This window comes from Stenotrophomonas sp. pho (genome assembly GCF_006228405.1).
GTDB lineage: Bacteria > Pseudomonadota > Gammaproteobacteria > Xanthomonadales > Xanthomonadaceae > Stenotrophomonas > Stenotrophomonas sepilia.
The window spans coordinates 239119-258972 of sequence record NZ_CP029759.1 but is presented as its reverse complement, the minus strand read 5'-3'; the positions used below and the strand labels follow the sequence as shown (position 1 = coordinate 258972).

The 19854-nt window shown below is 66.2% G+C and carries 17 protein-coding genes, 1 pseudogene and 1 riboswitch; of the genes and pseudogenes, 7 read left to right on the top strand and 11 right to left on the bottom strand.

Features of this window, described 5'->3' with window-relative positions:
* Positions 1 to 50: 50 nt before the first annotated feature.
* On the top strand, positions 51 to 1418 hold the full coding sequence (locus DL544_RS01160; protein ID WP_065196016.1) for a helix-turn-helix domain-containing protein: 1368 nt from the start codon (positions 51 to 53) through the stop codon (positions 1416 to 1418).
* A 426-nt stretch (positions 1419 to 1844) separates the two neighbouring features.
* On the opposite strand, the gene DL544_RS01150 is transcribed toward DL544_RS01160, so the two are convergent.
* Entirely contained in the window at positions 1845 to 2282 is a 438-nt protein-coding gene (locus DL544_RS01150) for a hypothetical protein (RefSeq protein WP_065185588.1), read from the bottom strand.
* A 43-nt stretch (positions 2283 to 2325) separates the two neighbouring features.
* Positions 2326 to 4173, bottom strand: coding sequence for a patatin-like phospholipase family protein (locus DL544_RS01145; RefSeq protein ID WP_176556892.1), 1848 nt, complete (start codon positions 4171 to 4173; stop codon positions 2326 to 2328).
* 239 nt (positions 4174 to 4412) lie between these two features.
* Here DL544_RS01145 and DL544_RS01140 point away from each other — a divergent pair, with 239 nt between their 5' ends.
* The 4 genes from DL544_RS01140 (at position 4413) to pncA (ending at position 8741) form a co-directional block, all read left to right on the top strand.
* Positions 4413 to 5462 carry a bifunctional nicotinamide-nucleotide adenylyltransferase/Nudix hydroxylase gene (locus tag DL544_RS01140; RefSeq protein ID WP_065178416.1) on the top strand — a complete coding sequence of 350 codons (1050 nt, stop codon included), beginning with the start codon at positions 4413 to 4415 and terminating at the stop codon, positions 5460 to 5462.
* Between the two features lie 64 nt (positions 5463 to 5526).
* On the top strand, positions 5527 to 6936 hold the full coding sequence (locus tag DL544_RS01135) for a nicotinate phosphoribosyltransferase (RefSeq protein ID WP_139726613.1): 1410 nt from the start codon (positions 5527 to 5529) through the stop codon (positions 6934 to 6936).
* 98 nt (positions 6937 to 7034) lie between these two features.
* A riboswitch (cobalamin riboswitch) is annotated at positions 7035 to 7248 on the top strand.
* 139 nt (positions 7249 to 7387) lie between these two features.
* Positions 7388 to 8059, top strand: a complete 672-nt coding sequence (locus tag DL544_RS01130) for an epoxyqueuosine reductase QueH (RefSeq protein WP_061480745.1) — start codon at positions 7388 to 7390, stop codon at positions 8057 to 8059.
* A gap of 55 nt (positions 8060 to 8114) precedes the next feature.
* A complete protein-coding gene (pncA, locus tag DL544_RS01125; RefSeq protein WP_139726612.1) occupies positions 8115 to 8741 on the top strand; it encodes a bifunctional nicotinamidase/pyrazinamidase in 627 nt (208 codons plus the stop codon).
* 286 nt (positions 8742 to 9027) lie between these two features.
* Here pncA and DL544_RS01120 read toward each other — a convergent pair.
* Positions 9028 to 9180, bottom strand: a pseudogene (locus DL544_RS01120) (formyltetrahydrofolate deformylase); the annotation flags it as partial.
* A gap of 252 nt (positions 9181 to 9432) precedes the next feature.
* Positions 9433 to 10284, bottom strand: a complete 852-nt coding sequence (gene purU, locus DL544_RS01115; RefSeq protein ID WP_065178413.1) for a formyltetrahydrofolate deformylase — start codon at positions 10282 to 10284, stop codon at positions 9433 to 9435.
* Positions 10285 to 10398: 114 nt separating this feature from the next.
* Here purU and DL544_RS01110 point away from each other — a divergent pair, with 114 nt between their 5' ends.
* The gene (locus tag DL544_RS01110) at positions 10399 to 11310 is read left to right on the top strand and encodes a LysR family transcriptional regulator (RefSeq protein ID WP_053499298.1); all 912 of its coding nucleotides are present in this window, start codon (positions 10399 to 10401) and stop codon (positions 11308 to 11310) included.
* A gap of 26 nt (positions 11311 to 11336) precedes the next feature.
* Here the strand turns inward: DL544_RS01110 and DL544_RS01105 are convergent, their stop codons facing one another.
* The 5 genes from DL544_RS01105 to DL544_RS01085 form a co-directional block, all read right to left on the bottom strand.
* On the bottom strand, positions 11337 to 12092 hold the full coding sequence (locus tag DL544_RS01105) for a hypothetical protein (RefSeq protein WP_139726611.1): 756 nt from the start codon (positions 12090 to 12092) through the stop codon (positions 11337 to 11339).
* Between the two features lie 100 nt (positions 12093 to 12192).
* Positions 12193 to 12537 (bottom strand): hypothetical protein, encoded by a 345-nt coding sequence (locus tag DL544_RS01100; protein WP_139726610.1) that lies wholly within the window; start codon positions 12535 to 12537, stop codon positions 12193 to 12195.
* Positions 12538 to 12885: 348 nt separating this feature from the next.
* Complete coding sequence (locus tag DL544_RS01095; RefSeq protein ID WP_081280882.1) at positions 12886 to 13986, bottom strand: NADH:flavin oxidoreductase/NADH oxidase; 1101 nt, start codon at positions 13984 to 13986, stop codon at positions 12886 to 12888.
* Between the two features lie 159 nt (positions 13987 to 14145).
* Positions 14146 to 14952, bottom strand: a complete 807-nt coding sequence (locus tag DL544_RS01090) for an NAD-dependent protein deacetylase (protein WP_139726609.1) — start codon at positions 14950 to 14952, stop codon at positions 14146 to 14148.
* Positions 14953 to 14995: 43 nt separating this feature from the next.
* Positions 14996 to 15355: an acyl-CoA thioesterase gene (locus tag DL544_RS01085; protein ID WP_139726608.1), complete on the bottom strand. Its 360-nt coding sequence runs from the start codon at positions 15353 to 15355 to the stop codon at positions 14996 to 14998.
* A 130-nt stretch (positions 15356 to 15485) separates the two neighbouring features.
* Here DL544_RS01085 and DL544_RS01080 point away from each other — a divergent pair, with 130 nt between their 5' ends.
* Positions 15486 to 16121: a LysE family translocator gene (locus DL544_RS01080; protein WP_139726607.1), complete on the top strand. Its 636-nt coding sequence runs from the start codon at positions 15486 to 15488 to the stop codon at positions 16119 to 16121.
* A gap of 102 nt (positions 16122 to 16223) precedes the next feature.
* Here DL544_RS01080 and DL544_RS01075 read toward each other — a convergent pair whose 3' ends face one another.
* On the bottom strand, positions 16224 to 17243 hold the full coding sequence (locus tag DL544_RS01075) for a ribonucleotide-diphosphate reductase subunit beta (protein WP_005420683.1): 1020 nt from the start codon (positions 17241 to 17243) through the stop codon (positions 16224 to 16226).
* Positions 17244 to 17390: 147 nt separating this feature from the next.
* Positions 17391 to 19793: a ribonucleoside-diphosphate reductase subunit alpha gene (locus DL544_RS01070; protein ID WP_061480272.1), complete on the bottom strand. Its 2403-nt coding sequence runs from the start codon at positions 19791 to 19793 to the stop codon at positions 17391 to 17393.
* Positions 19794 to 19854 lie beyond the last annotated feature (61 nt).

The following is a 19854-nucleotide window of genomic DNA, read 5'->3' as shown; positions in this document are numbered from 1 at the left end:
GCTGAATCCGCTTAATCTGGCCAACACGCCCCACGATTCCTGTTAATTCTGTGAATCCCTCAGCTCCCCAGCGGCAACTCGGCCTGCGCCTGCGGCGGTTGCGCGAACAGCGCGGCTACAGCCAGGTTGACCTGGCGCGGGCGCTAGGGCTGTCGGCCAGCTACCTGAACCAGATCGAGCGCAACAAGCGCCCACTGACCCCGGCCGTGCAGAAGAAGCTGGGCCAGGTACTCGGCGATGTTTCCGCACTGTTCGACGAAGATGAGCCGGCCGCGCTGCAGGAAGCGCTGGGCGAGACCCTGCGCGACCTGGGCCTGGCCGAAGTCAGCGCCACCGAACTGCGCACCCTGGCGGGCAACCTGCCGCAGGTCAGCCGTGCGCTGCTGGACCTGCACCGCCGCCACCTGGCACTGCGCGAGCATGCCGCCGCGCTGGAATTCCAGCTGGGCGAGCCCGGCGCCGGCAGCACCCTGCCGGCCGGCGACCAGGTACGCGAGTTCTTCAACCGCATGCACAACCATATTCCCGAGCTGGACGAACTGGCCGAGCGCCTGTTCGCCGAGTGGGGGCTATCGCCTGGGCATGTGGCGCCGCGCTTGCGCCAGCTGCTGGCCGACCGCCACGGCGTGCTGGTGGAAGTGGCCGCACTGCAGGCCGGGCGCGAGAAGCGCCATTACGATGCCGGCACGCGCCGGTTGTGGCTGCCGGACTACCTGGAGCCAGGCCAGCAGGCGTTCCAGATGGCCGCCGAACTGGCCCTGCACGGCTACCTGCCGCAGATCGACGCGGTGGTGGCGCGTGCGGGCTTCACCGATGACGCGCGCATCGCGCAGGCGCGGGTGGGTCTTTCGAACTACTTCGCCGGCGCGCTGGTCATGCCCTACATGCGCTTCCTGCGTGCGGCCGAGGCCAGCAGCTACGACATCGAACTGCTGGCGCACCAGTTCGGCGTCGGCTTCGAGGCGGTCTGCCACCGGCTGAGCACGCTGGCACGGCGCAGTGCGCCCGGCCTGCCGTTCTTCTTCATCCGCGTGGACCGCGCGGGCAACGTATCCAAGCGCCATTCGGCCACCGACTTCCACTTCTCGCAGGTGGGCGGCTCGTGCCCGCTATGGATCGTCTACGAGGCGTTCAACCAGCCAGGCCGCATCCTTACCCAGACCGCGCGCATGCCCGATGGCCGCCGCCATTTCTGGCTGGCGCGGCAGGTCAGCAGTGGCCCGGTGGGCCATGGCCAGCCCCGCAAGACCTTCGCGGTGGCGCTGGGCTGCGATCTGCAGCATGCCGAACGCATGGTGTATTCGCTGGGGCTGGATGTGCAGAGCCCAGGGAACTCGGTTTCGATCGGACCGGGTTGCCGGGTGTGCCCACGCGAGGACTGCATGCAGCGTGCGTTCGCGCAGTTGCCGGGCAGGTAGGGGGTTTTGCAGGGCTGCGCCCCGCACCTGCGGTAGTGCCGGCCGCTGGCCGGCAACCTCAAAGGCAAAAGCGGGCATTCCGTGGGTTGGCGGGGTGGGTCCGGTTGCAGGGGACGCTGCAAGTACCCCTCCGGGGCCCGGCCCAGCCGCTGGCGGCTGTGCGTTCGGGCGCTTGCGAAGCAGTGCTTCGCAAGCAAAGCGTCCTCACCCATGTAAGCTCGGTCGCCGCTTGCTCGTGTGCGCTGTCCTGCGCACACGGCAAGAGCGGGGTTGGGCGTCCTGCCCAACCCGCCCGAGGCACGCCTCGGGCCCATGCGGCTCACGCCCCTGCCACCGGACCCACCCCATCCGGATGAATTCTCATTTTGGAATGCATCCACGCGTGGCGTGGCTCTACTGGTAGGTGCCAACCCTGGTTGGCGCGTTTTAGTCCCAGAACACGGTCAGTACGCGGTGGCCTTCCGAGGGCACAGGTGCGTCGATGTGTTGGCCGTACGGCCAGCCTTCGCCCACACCGTCGCATTCCAGACCCTGCAGCCAGCCTTCCACGGTCTCGACGTCGGCACTGGTCAGCACATGCACGTTCTCCGCAGCAGGCCATTCGCTGTCGTCTTCCAATGCACTGCCCCAGTCCTGGTGCAGGCCGACGTACACGCCTTCCACTTCAGGCTTCGCTGCAATCACGGCCAGGCGCGCGTACAGCTCGGCAATCGGCGGGCGGCCGAAACCCCATTGGTTGGGCGCGATGCATTCTTCGAAATCATTGCCTTCGAAGTACGCAGCCAGTGGCACCACCGGCAGGTGTTCCGGGTCGCGAGTATCGAGGCGTTCAAGCAGATCCAGCAGTTCCTGGCGGGCAGACATCCACAGCTCCTTGCGACATGAAGCACGATTGTATCGATCGCGCTCAGTAGATCGGCGTCACCTTCATCTGCGGCAGCGGGCGCGGTGCGCCGTCGGTCAGGTCCGGGCCAAGGTCTTCCCACGTGCGGCCCTGCTCGACCATCTGCGCCCACAGCTGCTGCGAGCCGCGACGTTTGTCTTCCGAGCCGAGCTTGTACGACGGCGGTGCCGGCTCGCCACGGGCAACCATCGAGTACGCCGCGCGATAGGCCAGCACCTGCTGCGCCGGGTCGTCGGTACGCGCCACTTCCAACGTGTAGCGCTGATAGGCCGAGGCCAGGTTGCGCCAGCGGATCCAGTAGTGGTTCCCGAACGAGAACGAACAGAAGCGCGCGCCCGCCAGGCTGCCCTTGTCGGCGATGCGGGTCAGCACCTCCTGCGGCATGTCCAGGTTCATGCCGCCTTCGTCGCCCTGCAGGCTGACGTGCACGATACGGTCGCGGTAACCCGGCGCGCGTGCCTGCAGCAGGTCACGCCAGTTCTGCATGGTCGCCACGACTGCGAACAGGAAGCGCCCCAGCTCGGCTGCGGCGAGCGGCGTGGAAATGGACTGGTAATGCCGTTGCCAACCGTGGCGGTTTTCGGTGGGCAGGAACACGGCACGTTCCAGCGCCTGTCGGCCATCACTGCCACGTCCCACGTCCTCGGCATGCTGCGGGTAGACCAGGTTGATGGCGAAGGTCGGCCAGCGCGGTAGCGCGGCATCAAACAGATGGATCGGGAAGTTGCTGCTGATGCCACCATCGGAGAACCAGCAGATGCGGAACGCGGTAATCACCGGGCCGCAGGTCTGCCCGGCGCTGGTCAGCCCTTCCATGCTGTCGGCCACGTTGTGTTCCTGATCGGCGGCAGGTGCAGTGGGTTCGCAGCGGCGTTCGCGGCGCGAGGGCTCATGCAGCGGCACCGCGCTGATCAGCAACGGGAAGCTCAGGCTCATGCGCGTGGCCACCAGCACCGGCAGCTTCGGACCCTGCGGCAGGTGGTAGTACCGGCGCCCTTCCACCTCCAGCGGCGGGCCGGCCTGCGTCACCAGCCACTGCACCACGCTGGCGGGGAACAACTGCTCGAACTCCTCGCGCAGGAACCAGAACTGCGCGCCGCCCAGCGGCAGTGTGCGTGGTTCGTTGTGCGATACGCAGGTGGTGATCATCTGCAGGCTGATCGCATGCGGGCTGTCCGGCTCGCCGGCATAGCGCGGCGCGTCATGCAGGTCGGCAAAGGTCAGCGGTGCATCCAGCGGCTTGCCGGACAACTGCTGCAGGCATTCATGCAGCCAATCGGTCAATGCCGGTTTACGTGCATCGCGACCGAGGCCACTGCACAGGCCCAGCAGGTTGCGCCGGGCCACGCGCGCCACGCGCAGCGCGGCTCCGGCCACGCCTGCACCGTAGGCGCACAGCAGCGACGGCAGCAGCGTCGCGGCCACGCCGCTCCAACCACCGCCCCACCCGCCCAAACCGAGCAGCAGCGCCAGCGACACCAGCACTTCCAGCGGCGCGATCTCGAATACCGCCACCGCCAGGCACAGCAGTTTGTGCGGCAAGCTGGCATTGCCGGTCAGCACCACCAGCAGCCGATAGGCCGCACGCGCGCCCCGCGCCGGTTGGAACAGGCTGTAGATGAACCCCCGCCGCGACAACTGCGCCGACACCGCCGACAGCCCGCCATAACCGGCATCACCGGGCAGGTGCTCGCCGGCCTGCTGGCGCCGATCACCGTATGCCGCCGCAGCCGCCACCGCCGCAGCGATGGCGCCGGCAGAGGTGCCGCCGATGCTCTTGAACCGATACTCGCGTGCCAGCGCCAGTACCGCGTTGGGGTACACGATGCCGCTGGTGATGCCGCCTTTCATGACCAGATCGCAGTACTTGTCCGCCACCGTCTTGCCCCCGAGCCTACCGTCCGCCGCGTGGATGCCAGTATGGCGCAGCGGCTTCTCAGGGCCTGAGAACACCACCGCAGTCCGGGCAGGAATCTGCGGCGTTCAGCAGATGGCAGGCCTGCAGGCTTGACCGGCTACACCATCGGCGTAGCATCTGCAGCAAGCCAAGGGACAGACCCGCGGCTGCCACAACGACATGAGGGATTCTCATGGAATTCGACTATCTCGTCTTCATCGGGCGATTCGAGCCCTTCCACAACGGCCACGCCGCCGTTGCCCGCCTGGCCCTGAGCCGGGCCCGCAAGCTGATCTTCCTGGTCGGCTCTGCCGATACCCCCCGCAGCCTCCGCAATCCCTGGACCGTGGCCGAACGCGCCGTGATGATCCAGGCCGCCCTCGATGGCCACACCGACCGCCTGCTGATCCGCCCGCTGCGTGACCACCTGTACAACGAAGCACAGTGGATCGCCAACGTGCAGCGCCAGGTGGCCGACGCCCTGCGCAACGACGGTGCCGCCGCCGATGCAAAGGTGGGCCTGATCGGCATGGACAAGGATGCCTCCAGCTACTACCTGCGGGAGTTCCCGCAATGGCCGCTGGTGGACGTGCAGCACACCGCCACCCTGTCGGCCACCGAGCTGCGGCGCTACCTGTTCGAAGCCGGCGACGTCGACTTCCACGGCGCGCTGCTGATGCTGCGTGGCAATGTGCCGGCGCCGGTGTACGACATGCTCGAAGCGTTCCGCAAAAGCGCGCCTGCGTATGCCCAGCTGGTGGCCGAGTACCGCTTCATCGAACAGTACAAGGCCGCCTGGAAGGATGCGCCCTACGCGCCCACCTTCGTCACCACCGATGCGGTGGTGGTGCATTCGGGCCACGTGCTGCTGGTACGGCGCCGTTCGGAGCCCGGCAAGGGCCTGTGGGCGCTGCCCGGCGGTTTCGTTGGCCAGGAGCAGAGCCTGCTGGACAGTTGCCTGCGCGAACTGCGCGAGGAAACCCGCCTTAAGATTCCGCTGCCGGTGCTGAAGGGTTCGCTGAAGGGCCAGCAGGTATTCGACCACCCCGACCGCAGCCAGCGCGGCCGCACCATCACCCACGGTTTCCACTTCGAATTCCCGGCCGGTGACCTGCCGCCGGTGCGCGGTGGCGACGACGCCGACAAGGCGCGCTGGATACCGGTGAGTGAAGCGTTGGACATGGGCCCGCAATTGTTCGAAGACCACCTGCACATCCTGGAGTATTTCCTCGGCCGCGGCTGACCGGCCCGGTTTTCCCACTGGCGGATAGACCGCTGGTGTCACTCGACGCGAAGGAGCTTCCGTCATGCACTACCTCGATAACCTTCTCCTCAACACCGACAGCTACAAGGCCAGCCATTGGCTGCAGTACCCGCCGGGTACCGATGCCACGTTCTTCTACGTGGAATCACGTGGCGGCCTGCACGATCGCACGGTGTTCTTCGGCCTGCAGGCGATCCTCAAGGACGCCCTGGCACGGCCGGTCACCCACGCCGACATCGACGACGCAGCTGCGGTATTCGCCGCCCATGGCGAGCCGTTCAACGAAGCCGGCTGGCGCGATATCGTCGATCGGCTCGGCGGCCACCTGCCGGTGCGCATCCGTGCCGTGCCCGAGGGTAGCGTGGTACCCACCCACCAGGCACTGATGACCGTCGAGTCGACCGACCCGGCTGCATTCTGGGTGCCGTCGTACCTGGAAACGCTGCTGCTGCGCGTGTGGTACCCGGTCACCGTGGCCACCATCAGCTGGCATGCACGGCAGACCATTGCTGCGTTCCTGCAGCAGACCAGCGACGATCCGCAGGGGCAGCTGCCGTTCAAGCTGCACGACTTCGGCGCCCGCGGTGTATCGAGCCTGGAATCGGCCGCGCTGGGCGGTGCCGCACACCTGGTCAACTTCCTCGGCACCGACACCGTCTCGGCCCTGTGCCTGGCCCGCGCGCACTATCACGCGCCGATGGCCGGTTATTCGATTCCCGCCGCCGAGCACAGCACCATCACCAGCTGGGGCCGCGAGCGCGAAGTGGACGCCTACCGCAACATGCTGCGCCAGTTCGGCAAGCCGGGCGCGATCGTGGCAGTGGTGTCGGACAGCTATGACATCTACCGCGCGATCAGTGAGCACTGGGGCACGACGCTGCGTGATGAAGTGATCGCTTCGGGCGCCACCCTGGTCATCCGCCCCGACTCGGGTGACCCTGTGGACGTGGTGGCCGAAAGCCTGCGCCGGCTGGATGAAGCGTTCGGCCACACCCTCAACGGCAAGGGCTACCGCGTGCTCAACCACGTTCGGGTGATCCAGGGTGATGGCATCAATCCGGATACGATCCGCGCCATCCTGCAGCGCATCACCGACGACGGCTATTCGGCCGACAACGTGGCCTTCGGCATGGGCGGCGCCCTGCTGCAACGACTGGACCGCGACACCCAGAAGTTCGCGCTGAAGTGCTCGGCAGCACGGGTCGAGGGTGCGTGGATCGACGTCTACAAGGACCCGGTCACCGATGCCGGCAAGGCCAGCAAGCGTGGCCGCATGCGCCTGCTGCGGCGCCTGGATGACGGCAGCCTGCACACGGTGGCGTTGCCTCCCAGCGGTGACGAGGCGCTGCCGACCGGCTTCGAGGATGCGATGGTGACCGTGTGGGAGAACGGGCGCCTGCTGCACGACCAGCGCTTGGATGAGATCCGCGCGCGGGCTGCGGCGGGGCGTTGAGGCGCATCCCGACCGGGGTCGGATCCCGTTGCAGCGCAAAGGGCTCCGACCCCGGTGCCCCTTGACCCACGCCGGCAACGCGTCCACCGTGGGCACGCCGAAGGTATCCCTGCCGTGGCTGGATGGCGGCAGGAAGTTAAACGGGAATCCGGTGAAGGCGCTTCGTGCGCCCATTCCGGAGCTGCCCCGCAGCGGTGAATGGAAACGAATCCTGCCAACAGCACTGGGCTCGCGCCTGGGAAGCGGCAGGGAGTAGGTGGGCTGCGGCCCGTGTCCATCAGCCCGAATACCGGCCCCGGCCGGGGGACACGACCGTCCCCTGATTCGACCTGGACTCTCCGCGGGGAGGGCGCCGGGGCCATCGCCCGCCTGCACGTACAGGCGGCGTGGCCGCGCGCGTCCTGTTCACGGTAACCGGCCAGACCGCTCCCACGCCCTGACGCACGCCACGATGACCGAGTTCCAACGCCCCACCCTGACCCTGCCCGCCGATGGCAAGCGCCTGCTGCTGCATTCGTGCTGCGCGCCGTGCTCGGGCGAAGTGATGGAGGCGATCACCGCTTCCGGGATCGACTACGCGATCTTCTTCTACAACCCCAACATCCATCCGGTGAAGGAGTACGAGCTGCGCAAGCAGGAGAACATCCGCTTCGCCGAGCAGCACGGCATTCCGTTCATCGACTGCGACTACGACACCGACAACTGGTTCAGCCGTGCGCGTGGCATGGAGAACGAGCCCGAGCGCGGCATCCGCTGCACGATGTGCTTCGACATGCGTTTCGAACGCACCGCGCTGTACGCGCACGAGCACGGCTACGACACCATCAGTTCGTCGCTGGGCATCTCGCGCTGGAAGAACATGGCGCAGATCAACGACTGCGGCATCCGCGCGGCGTCGCGCTATGAAGGCCTGCAGTACTGGGACTACAACTGGCGCAAGGGCGGCGGTGCCAGCCGCATGATCGAGATCAGCAAGCGCGAGCAGTTCTACCAGCAGGAGTACTGCGGCTGCGTGTACTCGCTGCGCGATGCCAACCGCCACCGCCGCGAGAACGGCCGCGAGCGGATCAGGATCGGCCTGCTGTACTACGGGCAGGACGCTGAGGCGCCGCAGGGCGATTGACGTGCAGGCATGGGGCGGCCACGCTGGTCGCTCCTTCTGATGTAGTGGATCTGCCATGATTGCCCTGCCCGCCGATGTCGCCCTGCTGGTGATCGACCTGCAGCCGGACTTCATGCCCGGCGGTGCGCTGGCCTGCGACCAGGGCGATGCGCTGGTGGCACCGATTGCCGACCTGCTGGCACAGCGTCGCTACCGCACCGTGGTGGCGACCCAGGACTGGCACCCGGCCGACCACGCCTCGTTCGCCAGCCAGCACCCCGGCAAGCGACCGTTCGAGACCATCCTGCTGCACGCGCAGCCACAGACCCTGTGGCCCGACCATTGCGTGCAGGGCAGCGCGGGTGCCGACCTGCACCCGGGCGTGGACTGGACCGTGGCCGACCTGATCCTGCGCAAGGGCACCCGCCCACAGGTGGATTCGTACAGCGCCTTCCGCGAGAACCACGGCCCCGATGGCGAGCGCCCGGCCACCGGCCTGGCCGGCTGGCTGCATGAGCGCCGCATCCGCGAAGTGCATGTGTGCGGCCTGGCCCGCGACTACTGCGTGCTGTGGAGCGCGCAGGACGCGGTGAAATCCGGCTTCCGGGTGAAGTTCCTGTGGGAGCTGACCCGGCCGGTGACCGAGGCCAACGACGCGGTGGTGCGCGAAGCGCTGGGCAAGGCGGGGATTGCGATCGTCTGAGGCGTGACCGCCGGGCATGGCCCGGCGCTACCGCGCACGTCGCTTATGCCGCTTGCGCGCTCCTGCCCACAACAACACAATCGATTCATCCAGCCCCCTAACTACGCCCCCTATAGATCGCGGGACGGCCGAACCGGGGGCTTTTCATTGGATGAAATCAGGATTCGGTAGTGCCGGCCGCTGGCCGGCAACCTCGGGATCTCTGCAGTTGCCGGCCAGCGGCCGGCACTACCGGATAGCACCCGTGGTAGCGCCGGGCCATGCCCGGCGGACGCGGGATGGGCGATTACCGGAACACCACCGTGCGATTCCCATTGAGCAGGATGCGGTGCTCCACATGGCGGCGAACCGCGCGTGCCAGCACCAGCGATTCGGTGTCGCTGCCCAGCCGCACCAGCTCGCGCGGCGCCATGGCGTGGTCAACGCGGGCCACGTCCTGCACGTCGCTTATGCCGCTTGCGCGCTCCTGCCCACAACAACACAATCGATTCATCCAGCCCCCTAACTACGCCCCCCTACAGATCGCGGGACGGCCGAACCAGGGGCTTTTCATTGGATGAAATCAGGATTCGGTAGTGCCGGCCGCTGGCCGGCAACCTCGGGATCTCTGCAGTTGCCGGCCAGCAGCCGGCACTACCGGATAGCACCCGTGGTAGCGCCGGGCCATGCCCGGCGGACGCGGGATGGGCGATTACCGGAACACCACCGTGCGGTGCCCGTTGAGCAGGATGCGGTGCTCCACATGGCGGCGCACCGCGCGCGCCAGCACCAGCGATTCGGTATCGCTGCCCAGCCGCACCAGCTCGCGCGGCGCCATCGCGTGGTCCACGCGGGCCACGTCCTGTTCGATGATCGGGCCTTCGTCCAGATCCTCGGTGACGTAATGCGCGGTGGCGCCGATGATCTTGACCCCGCGCGCGTGCGCCTGATGATACGGCTGAGCGCCCTTGAAGCTGGGCAGGAAGCTGTGATGGATGTTGATCGCACGGCCGGCCAGCACGCGGCACAGCGTGGGTGACAGGATCTGCATGTAGCGCGCCAGCACCACCAGGTCGATGCGCTCACGCTCGACCAGGTCGATGATCTGCTGCTCCTGCACCGCACGCGTATCGGCGGTCACCGGCAGGTGGTGGAACGGTACCTGGTAAGACGCGGCCAATGGCGCAAAGTCGGCGTGGTTGGACGCCACTGCCGCGATATCGACCTTCAGCTGGCCGCTGTGGGCACGGAACAGCAGGTCGTTGAGGCAGTGCCCCTGCTTGCTGACCAGCACCAGCAGGCGTGCCCGGCGGCGCCCATCATGCAGCTGCCAGTCCATGCCGAAGCCTTCGGCAAGTTTGGCCATCGCGGCATGCACGGTCTCCAGCAGCAGGCTGGCATCGCGGTCGAAATGCACGCGCAGGAAGAAGCGGCCACTTTCCTCGTCGCCGAACTGCTGGGCGTCGAGGATGTTGCAGCCGTGGTCGAACAGCAGGCCGGACACTCGGTAGACGATACCGGTACGGTCGGGGCAGGACAGGGTGAGGATGGAATCGGGGCGCATCTCCACAGTGTAGGGCAGCTTCCTTCCCAGCAGCCGGATGATCACCGATGCAACCGAACCGCTTGGTTCAGTCCCAAGCGATACTTGGCAATCACCGTGGCAAGCTGGTCGGTCATGAACCTGTTGCAACTGATCCGCAGCTTCACCCGCACCGCAGAGACCGGCAGCATTGCCGCCGCGGCCCGCATCCTTGGCATCAGCGCCACCGCAGTCGGCCAGAACATCAACCGACTGGAAGCGCATCTGGGCGTACGGCTGCTGAACCGGAGTACGCGCCAGCTGGCCCTCAGCGAGGCCGGCGCGCTGTACCTGGCGCAGGTGCGCCACATCGAGGGCGACCTGGCGCGCGCGCAGGCGATGGTGACTGCCGGTGATATCGAACCGGCCGGTCCCCTGCGCATCGCCAGCAGCAGCGCCTTCGGCCGCCACGTGCTGGCACCGTTGCTGCCGTCACTGCAGCAGCGCTACCCGCAACTGCAGCTGGAGCTGCGCCTGACCGACCGCGCCGTGCAGCATGGTCCAGAGGCGGTGGATGCCAGCATCCGCATCGGCGCGCAGCTGGAGGACGGTGTGGTCGCACGGCAGCTGGCGCGCGTGCCATTCGTGTTCTGCGCCTCACCAACCTACCTGAAGACCCATGGCACGCCGCAGGAACCCTCGGACCTGGGCAGCCATCGCGGGCTGCTGCACCGCTTCCCCACCGATGGCCGGCCGCTGCGCTGGGGCCTGCTGAAGGACGGCCAGCGCGTGGACGCCGCGCTGCCGCCGAGCATGGTCTGCGATGACATCGATGCGCTGGCGTCGCTGGCGGCGGCCGGTGCCGGCCTCACACGATTGGCTGCCTTCGTGGCCGAGCCCTACCTGCGCGACGGCCGCCTGCAGGCGGTGTTCGGCGCCGACACGGCGTGGCGCCCGGAGCCGATGGAGGTCTATTTCTGCGTCAGCGACCGCCGCGACTTCACCGCCAAGATCCGCGCGCTGTTCGAGCATCTGCAGGCCGGCATGGCGCCGGCCTGGCGGGTGTGACGGGGAGGAGCGGAGGGCCTTCGCGGTCAGAAACTCTCCTTCAGGCGCATCAGGTGAGCACTGGCCTCTGCCCATCCTGTCAGGGTGCGCAGGCGCAGGCCATTCCTGAAGACATGGAATACCGGAGTTTCATGGACATCCAGTTCTTTCCAGCCCTCGGGCCCCGCTTGGAGCAACATGGGATGAGAGGGATTGCTTCTGTTCCACTCACTGACACCCGGCTGCGGCCACGCAGGAGACCGACGCACGACAAAGCGCACGCTGGATCGAATCCATGTCCATTCTGGTTCGTTCATGATCACGTGCATCGCGCTTCGCGAGGGAGCGCATGCCGGACTGACATAGACGACCACCTCCATTCCCTCCCTGTACGTCCAGCGCCGCCATTCCAGCTTCCCACCCGAAAGAGGGTGGAGAACGCCCTGCTGGTCGGGTGCGTTCCGCTCTATCTCGGGAAGTTCATCTACACGCAATGACGCCCTCTCACGCAGCTCATTGGCCTCAGCAAAATGTCGAACCTGCACCAGGACCGCGTGCATTTTCCGGTGCGTTGTCTCTGTGGCAATACCTCTCCGCCCCAGTTCTGCATGAATGCATCGCACTTTGCCAAGCCATTTCTCGTCTCCAACGTACATTGAGATGTAGAAGCTGGCGCGGAACGCGGCCTCAAGTTCCAGATCGCTCAAACTGCCGCAACCATCCCCTGAAGATCTGGAAGACTCCCATGACGAATAGGCATCCACCAGCTTCTCGACTCGGTCTGAAGCGCCAGCGGCCAACATCTCCCGGTCCATTTCACGCAGTTGAGCGTCTACTGGAGTTGCTGCCCACGTACTTGTGGGCAGCAGCAAACACCAAAGCAGCATGCGACCAATCATGCGATCAGCAACTCGACATGCAGATGCTGCTCATGGAGGTTGAACAGGTCGCACGCCCTGAACAGGCGTAGCCCGGATAATCTTCGAATACCGGGTTTGGATTGGCCGACCGCACGACCACATGATCCGCTTCCGACTCCTTCCGCAATCCCGGGATGTGCACAATTGCGCGCTGTGCCCCGAAGAGTGACAGGAGCCGATAGGCTTCACCTGCACTCAGTTCAGAGACGATGGGCTCGTAGCTGAAGCTGGCCAGTCCGCGATCTCCAAACACCAGCGAATCGACAAACTGCTTGCGCGCAAGGGGTGAAAGCAACATCAGTGGGGATTCGGGAGAGAGCTCGATCATGTGAAGATCAAGCCGCCCCGCGAGTTCACAGGGGCGTGCATGAGCGAAACATTCTCCGCCCCGGTGACACTCGCGGCGTCATCACCTGCGACGGCAGGCATTGATAGGGGCAGTGAGAAAGCCGAGAGCAGAACCATCAGCATCATGGGTTTCATTGCGTTTCTCCATTGGCTGCACACCCATGTGTGCAGCTCAACGTTGCAATGTCCGCACCCAGCGCAATGAGGTGTCATTCACATAAAGTAGTATCCGCAATCATTCCTAGTTCGTTGCGACAGGCTATGCCGCAACTCGCCGTCACGCAGATCCCCTGCATCCTGAAGCGTCACAATGCGCTCGCAGACTGCGTCAGCGCGCCTTGAACACGCCGCGCGCATCGCGCGGCTCGCAGCGCAGGTACTGCGGCGCCGGCTCCACGCTGTCGCGCAATGCGGCAGCAGCGTGCCACGGCCAGCGCGGGTCGTAGAGGATGCCGCGTGCCAGCGCTACCGCATCGGCGTGGCGATGGCGCAGGATCGATTCGGCTTGCTCGGGCTCGGTGATCATGCCCACCGCGATCACCGGCATGCGTACCTTGGTCTTGATCGCCGCGGCGAACGGCACCTGGTAACCGGGACCGACGGTGATCTTCTGGCGTTCGTCCAGGCCACCGCTGGAGACATGCAGGAAATTGCAGCCGCGCGCGTCCAGCACCTGGGCCAGCGCTTCACTCTGCACCAGGTCCCAGCCGCCATCGACCCAGTCGCTGGCGGAAATGCGTACGCCCACGGCGATCTTGTCCGATACCGCCGCACGCACAGCGTCGAACACCTCCACCAGCAGGCGCAGGCGGTTCGGCAGCGAGCCGCCATAGCCATCGGTGCGGTGGTTGCTCAGCGGCGACAGGAACTGGTGCAGCAGGTAGCCGTGCGCGGCATGCAGCTCGATCAGCTCGAAGCCCAGGCGCTCGGCGCGCACCGCACTGGCGGCGAAAGCGGCGATGAGCTCGGCGATGCCGGCCTCGTCCAGTTCCTGCGGTGCCGGATCGGCGGCATGGAACGGCAGCGGCGACGGCGCCACCGTGGCCCAGCCACGCGCATCATCGCCCGGCAGCTGGCCGCCGCCGTCCCACGGGCGCTTCACCGAGGCCTTGCGACCGGCGTGGCCGAGCTGGATGCCCAGCGGCATCGGCGACCAGCGGCGGACGCTGGCCAGCACCTGCGCCAGCGCGGCCTCGGTGCCGTCGTCCCACAAGCCCAGGTCGGCCCAGCTGATGCGGCCGCGCGGCTCGACCGCAGTGGCTTCCAGGATCAGCAGGCCGGCGCCGGACTGCGCCAGGTTGCCCAGGTGCATGGCGTGCCAGTCGCTGGCGCGACCGTCTTCGGCGGAGTACTGGCACATCGGCGCGATGACGATGCGGTTGGACAGGGTGAGGGGGCCGAATGAAATCGGCGAGAACAGCTGGCTCAAGACGGTGATGAACGACGTAGGGGGTGCGTATTGCACCGCTGCGCGGCTCGCGGATCAACCATCTGGATGGATCGCTGTTTCGTGTGACCTGCAGCAGCCGAGCGCGCGCCCGGCTCTACAGAAGCCCTCGCCCCTGGTAGAGCCGAGCCCGTGCTCGGCTCAGCGCGCAGCCCACGTGGCCAGCGCTTCAGCGCAGTCCCGCTCATCCTTGAACAACAGCAGGTCGTCGGCTCGGGTGCGGCCTCGGTTCAGCGCCGCTACCGGCAACCCTGCCTTCGCGGCCGCCTGCACGAAGCGGAAGCCGGAATAGACCATCAGTGACGAGCCCACCACCAGCACGGCGTCGGCCTGCTGCAGGTGATCGTGCACCGCCGCCACCCGCTCACGCGGCACGTTCTCGCCGAAGAACACCACATCCGGCTTCAGCAGGCCGCCGCAGTAAGGGCAATCGGGCACCACGAACGTGGAGAAATCGGTCTCCAGATCGGCATCGCCATCGGGCGCGATACCGGCCTCCAGCGCATCCCAGCCAGGATTGGCGTCCAGCAGCCGCTGCTGGAAATCCTCGCGGCCACTGCGGCCCTCACAGCCCATGCAGCGCACCCGGTCCAGGCGGCCATGCAGGTCGATCACCTTGTGGCTGCCGGCACGCTGGTGCAGGCCGTCCACGTTCTGGGTCAGCAGCAGCTGCAGCTTGCCGCTGTTTTCCAGTGCGGCCAGGGCCTGGTGGGTACCGTTGGGCCGGGCCAGGCCGAAGCGCGGCCAGCCCAGCAGGCTGCGCGCCCAGTAGCGCTGGCGGGTACCCGCTTCGCCCATGAACGCCTGGTAGGTCACCGGCGGCGTGCGTTTCCACTGGCCGTCGGTATCGCGGTAATCGGGGATGCCCGAGGCGGTGCTGCAACCGGCGCCGGTCAGCACGAACAGGCGCTGGGCGCGGTCGATGAAGTCGGTCAGCGGCGAGGTCATGGCTGCCAGATGGGGGCGCCGCAGCGCCCGTGCAAGCGCCGGCTCAGGCGGCCGGCAGCGGCGGCACCGCGATCGGGTGGCCGTCCTCGTCCAGCGCGATCATCACGAAGTGGCCGCGGGTACACAGCTTGCGCTCACCGCTGTGCAGGTCCTCGGCGACCAGTTCCACCTCGACCTTCATCGAGCTGCGCCCGACTTCGACGATGCGGCCGATGGTTTCCACCATCTGGCCGATGCGGATCGGCAGCTTGAAGTCGACCTGGTCGCTGCGCGCGGTCACCACGGTGCGGCGCGAATAGCGGGCGGCGGCCAGGAAGGCGGCCTTGTCCATCCACGCCAATGCCTGGCCACCGAACAGGGTGCCGAGGTGATTGGTGTGGTTGGGGAAGACGATTTCGGCCATGCGCACTTCGGTGGGCGGCACGGTCTCGGGGATCGGGTCATGGGGAGCTTCGGTGTGGGGTCCGTCAATTTTAAGCCAGGCCCCGTGCAGGCGACGCTACACTGCGCCACGCCCACTGCCAGGACCGCCCATGCCCGCACTTTCCGACCTGCTGGCCTTTGCGCTGGTTTCGCTGGCCATGGTGCTCACGCCCGGGCCGAACATGATCTACGTCATCTCGCGCTCGATCTGCCAAGGGCCGCTCGCCGGGCTGATCTCGCTGGGCGGGGTGGCGCTGGGCTTCGTGTTCTACATGCTGTGCGCGGCACTGGGCATCACCGCCCTGCTGATGACCGTGCCGTTCGCCTATGAGGCGCTGCGCATCGGTGGCGCGCTGTACCTGCTCTACCTGGCGTGGCAGGCGCTGAAGCCCGGCGGCCGTTCGCCGTTCGCGGTGCGCGAGCTGCCGCAGGACAGCCCGCGCAGACTGTTCACGATGGGCTTGCTGACCAATCTGCTGAACCCGAAAGTGGCGGTGATGTACCTGTCGCTGCTGCCGCAGTTCCTGCATCCGGACAGCGAAGGCAGTGTGCTGATGCAGTCGATCGTGTTGGGCTGCACCCAGATCCTGGTCAGCGTCAGCGTGAACGGCCTGATCGCGCTGACCGCCGGCAGCATCGCCGGCTTCCTGGCCGCGCGCCCCACCTGGCAGAGGGTGCAGCGCTGGCTGATGGGCACGGTGCTGGCCGGGTTGGCGGTGCGCATGGCGGTGGAAGGGCGGCGCTGATCGTAGAGTCGAGCCATGCTCGACTCTACAAAAGCCAGGCGCGCAACAAAAAACCCCGGCATTGGCCGGGGTCTTTCGTTGCGACAGGCCTGACCGGTTCGATCAGAAGTTCATGTCGAAGGCGACTTCGCCCTGCACGCCGACCTGGTAGGCCGAGACGCGGCGTTCGAAGAAGTTGGTCAGTTCCTGCACGTCCTGCAGTTCCATGAACGGCAGCGGGTTGCGCACGTTGTACTTCTTTTCCATGCCCAGCTTGGCAAAGTGCTGGTCGGCGCAGTGCTGCAGGTACTGGCGCATGTCGCGGGTGGAAATGCCAGCCACGCCACCGGACAGCACGTCCTCGGCGAACTGCACTTCGCATTCGATGGCTTCGGCCAGCATGTCGTAGACTTGCTGCTTCATTTCATCGTCGAACAGGTCCGGCTCTTCCTCACGCACCACGCGCACCGACTCGAAGGCGAACTCCATGTGCGCGCTTTCGTCGCGGAACACCCAGTTGGTGCCCGAGGCCAGGCCTGGCAGCAGGCCGCGCGAACGGAAGTAGTACACGTAGGCGAACGCAGCGAAGAAGAACAGGCCTTCGATGCAGGCAGCGAAGCAGATCTGGTTGAGCAGGAACTGGCGGCGCTGTTCGCGGGTCTCGATGCGGGTCAGGTCCTGGATCGAGTCGATCCACTTGAAGCAGAAATCGGCCTTCTTCTTGATCGAGTCGATGTTCTCCACCGCCGAGAACGCCTTGGCGCGCTCTTCCGGGTCCGGCAGGTAGTTGTCGAGCAGGGTCAGGTAGAACTGCACGTGCAGCGCTTCTTCATACAACTGGCGCGACAGGTACATGCGCGCTTCCGGCGCATTGAGGTGCTGGTACAGGTTCAGCACCAGGTTGTTGGACACGATCGAGTCGCCGGTGGCGAAGAACGCGACCAGGCGGTGGATCAGGTGGCGCTCGCCCGGCGACATCTTGCTGTGCAGGTCGGTGATGTCGATCTGGAAGTTGATCTCTTCCACCGTCCAGGTGTTCTTGATCGCATTCCGGTACATGTCATAGAACTGCGGGTAGCGCATCGGGCGCAGGGTCAGTTCAAAACCGGGATCGAGCAGCATCTGCTTGGGCTTGTCGGCCATGGGTGTTTCCTTGAATTCTCGGGTCAAAACGCCGGGCATGGCCCGGCGCTACCTTGGTGTTTCCGTGCTGCAGCCGAGCATGGCTCGGCTCTACAGGTGCGAGGTGTTCGAGTGCCGACCAACGGTCGGCACCCACCGCGCGGCGTGTTACTGGCAGGCCTCGCAGGCTTCCGGGTTTTCCAGCGAGCAGGCGATGGCTTCGTCCGGGCTGAACACCTTGGCCGGTGCGGCGGCACTCACCGTCGTCTTGGCGATCTTGGTGGCCGGGCGCGAACGCAGGTAGTAGGTGGTCTTGATGCCCTGCTTCCAGGCGTACATGTACATGGAGGACATCGCGCCGATGTTCGGGCTTTCCATGAACAGGTTGAGCGAGGCCGACTGGTCGATGAAGGCGCCACGCTCGGCGGCCATGTCGATCAGCGAACGCATCGGCAGTTCCCACGCGGTGCGGTAGACCTCGCGCAGCGTTTCCGGGATCTGCGCCACGCCGGCGATCGAGCCTTCGGCCAGCTTGATGGCATCGCGCATTTCCGGCGTCCACAGCCCCAGCTTCTTCAGCTCGTTGACCAGGTAGCGGTTGACCTGCAGGAAGTCACCGGACAGGGTCTCGCGCTTGAACAGGTTGGACACCTGCGGCTCGACGCACTCGTAGCAGCCGGCGATCGAGGCGATGGTCGCGGTCGGCGCGATCGCGATCATCAGCGAGTTGCGCAGGCCGTGTTCCTTGATGCGCTCACGCAGGGCGTCCCAGCGCGCAGTGTCTTCCGGCACCACGTTCCAGGCGTCGAACTGCAGTTCGCCGCTGGCGGCACGGGTGTCGTTGAACGACGGGTGCTTGCCGCGTTCCTGGGCCAGCTCGCAGGAGGTTTCCAGCGCGTGGAAGTAGATCGCTTCGGCGATCTTCTTCGACAGCGCGCGGGCTTCGGCGCTGTCGAACGGCAGGCGCTTGCGGAAGAACACATCCTGCAGGCCCATGCAGCCCAGGCCGACCGGACGCCAGCGCAGGTTGGCGCGGCGGGCGGTTTCGATCGGGTAGAAGTTCAGGTCGATGACGCGGTCGAGCTGGCGCACGGCCAGGCGCACGGTCTCGGCCAGCTTCTCGAAGTCGAACTCGTTGTGCTCGTCGAAGTGATTGCCCAGGTTGATCGAACCCAGGTTGCACACTGCGGTTTCATCGTTGGAAGTGACTTCCAGGATTTCGGTGCACAGGTTGGACAGGTGGATCACGTTGCCCGGACGCAGGGTCTGGTTGCTGGCGCGGTTGCACTTGTCCTTGAAGGTCATCCAGCCGTTGCCGGTCTCGGCCAGCGTACGCATCATGCGGGCGTACAGCTTGCGCGCGGAGATGGTGCGGTTGGCCTTGCCCTGGGCTTCGGCCTGCAGGTAGGCAGCCTCGAAGGCTTCGCCAAACAGGTCGGTGAACTCCGGCACGACGCGCGGATCGAACAGCGACCATTCCTGGTCGGCCTCGACGCGCTTCATGAACAGGTCCGGCACCCAGTTGGCCAGGTTCAGGTTGTGCGCACGGCGGGCTTCGTCACCGGTGTTGTCACGCAGTTCGAGGAAGTCCTCGATGTCGGCGTGCCAGGTTTCCAGGTACACGCAGGCTGCGCCCTTGCGCTTGCCGCCCTGGTTCACCGCGGCCACGGACGAATCCATGGTCTTCAGCCACGGCACGATGCCGTTGGAGTGGCCGTTGGTCGACTTGATCAGCGAACCGCGCGAACGCACGCGGGTGTAGCTGACGCCGATGCCGCCGGAGAACTTCGACAGCTGGGCGATGTCGCCGTACTTGGCATAGATCGACTCCAGCGAGTCCTGCGGCGAGTCCAGCAGGAAGCACGAGGACAGCTGCTCGTGGGTGGTGCCGGAGTTGAACAGGGTCGGGCTGGACGGCAGGTAGTCCAGGTTGCCCATGCGCTTGTACAGCGCCAGGGTCTCGGACACGTCCTCGCTCAGCGCGCTGGCGATGCGCAGGAAGAACTGCTGCGGGGTCTCGATCACCTTGCGGGTGTGCGGATGGCGCAGCAGGTAACGGTCGTACAGGGTACGCAGGCCGAAGTAATCGAAGTTCAGATCCAGCGAGATGTCGATGGCGTCGTTGAGCTTGCGCGCATTGGTCTGCACGAAGTTCAGCAGGCGGTCGTTGATCAGGCCGACTTCATGGCCACGGCTGACCGACTGCGAGAAGGCGTAGATTTCCTGGCCCGAGACTTCCTTGGCGATGTAGTTGGCCAGCAGGCGCGCAGCGAGGCGGCCGTACTCGGGCTCTTCGCCAATCAGCAGGGCGGCGGTGCGGATGGACAGTTCGTCCAGCTCGCGGGTGGTGGCGCCGTTGTACAGGCCGGAAATGGTGCGGGTGGCCACGCGCATCGGATCGACGGCGTGCAGGCCTTCGGAGGAACGCTGCACCGCGCGCACGATCTTGTTCAGGTCCACCAGCTCGGTGGTCCCGTTGCGCTTGGTCACACTCATCGCGTTGGCCGTCGGCGGCGACGTCAACAGGAATTCGCTTTCCTTCTCGATGGTGGCGCTGGATTCGGTGCTCACGGCGTATGTCCTCTTGGCGTGATTGGGGGTGCTCGATGCATCGGGGTGACGCAGCCCGGGA

Excerpts from the sequence above, each read along its gene's own strand:
- DL544_RS01110 (WP_053499298.1), top strand. The coding sequence starts at position 10,399 with ATGAACCTGTTGCAACTGATCCGCAGCTTCACCCGCACCGCAGAGACC.
- purU (WP_065178413.1), bottom strand. The coding sequence starts at position 10,284 with ATGCGCCCCGATTCCATCCTCACCCTGTCCTGCCCCGACCGTACCGGT.
- DL544_RS01105 (WP_139726611.1), bottom strand. The coding sequence starts at position 12,092 with ATGTTGGCCGCTGGCGCTTCAGACCGAGTCGAGAAGCTGGTGGATGCC.
- DL544_RS01075 (WP_005420683.1), bottom strand. The coding sequence starts at position 17,243 with ATGGCCGACAAGCCCAAGCAGATGCTGCTCGATCCCGGTTTTGAACTG.
- DL544_RS01130 (WP_061480745.1), top strand. The coding sequence starts at position 7,388 with ATGACCGAGTTCCAACGCCCCACCCTGACCCTGCCCGCCGATGGCAAG.
- DL544_RS01150 (WP_065185588.1), bottom strand. The coding sequence starts at position 2,282 with ATGTCTGCCCGCCAGGAACTGCTGGATCTGCTTGAACGCCTCGATACT.
- DL544_RS01135 (WP_139726613.1), top strand. The coding sequence starts at position 5,527 with ATGCACTACCTCGATAACCTTCTCCTCAACACCGACAGCTACAAGGCC.
- DL544_RS01100 (WP_139726610.1), bottom strand. The coding sequence starts at position 12,537 with ATGATCGAGCTCTCTCCCGAATCCCCACTGATGTTGCTTTCACCCCTT.
- DL544_RS01145 (WP_176556892.1), bottom strand. The coding sequence starts at position 4,173 with ATGAAAGGCGGCATCACCAGCGGCATCGTGTACCCCAACGCGGTACTG.
- DL544_RS01085 (WP_139726608.1), bottom strand. The coding sequence starts at position 15,355 with ATGGCCGAAATCGTCTTCCCCAACCACACCAATCACCTCGGCACCCTG.
- DL544_RS01080 (WP_139726607.1), top strand. The coding sequence starts at position 15,486 with ATGCCCGCACTTTCCGACCTGCTGGCCTTTGCGCTGGTTTCGCTGGCC.
- DL544_RS01140 (WP_065178416.1), top strand. The coding sequence starts at position 4,413 with ATGGAATTCGACTATCTCGTCTTCATCGGGCGATTCGAGCCCTTCCAC.
- pncA (WP_139726612.1), top strand. The coding sequence starts at position 8,115 with ATGATTGCCCTGCCCGCCGATGTCGCCCTGCTGGTGATCGACCTGCAG.
- DL544_RS01090 (WP_139726609.1), bottom strand. The coding sequence starts at position 14,952 with ATGACCTCGCCGCTGACCGACTTCATCGACCGCGCCCAGCGCCTGTTC.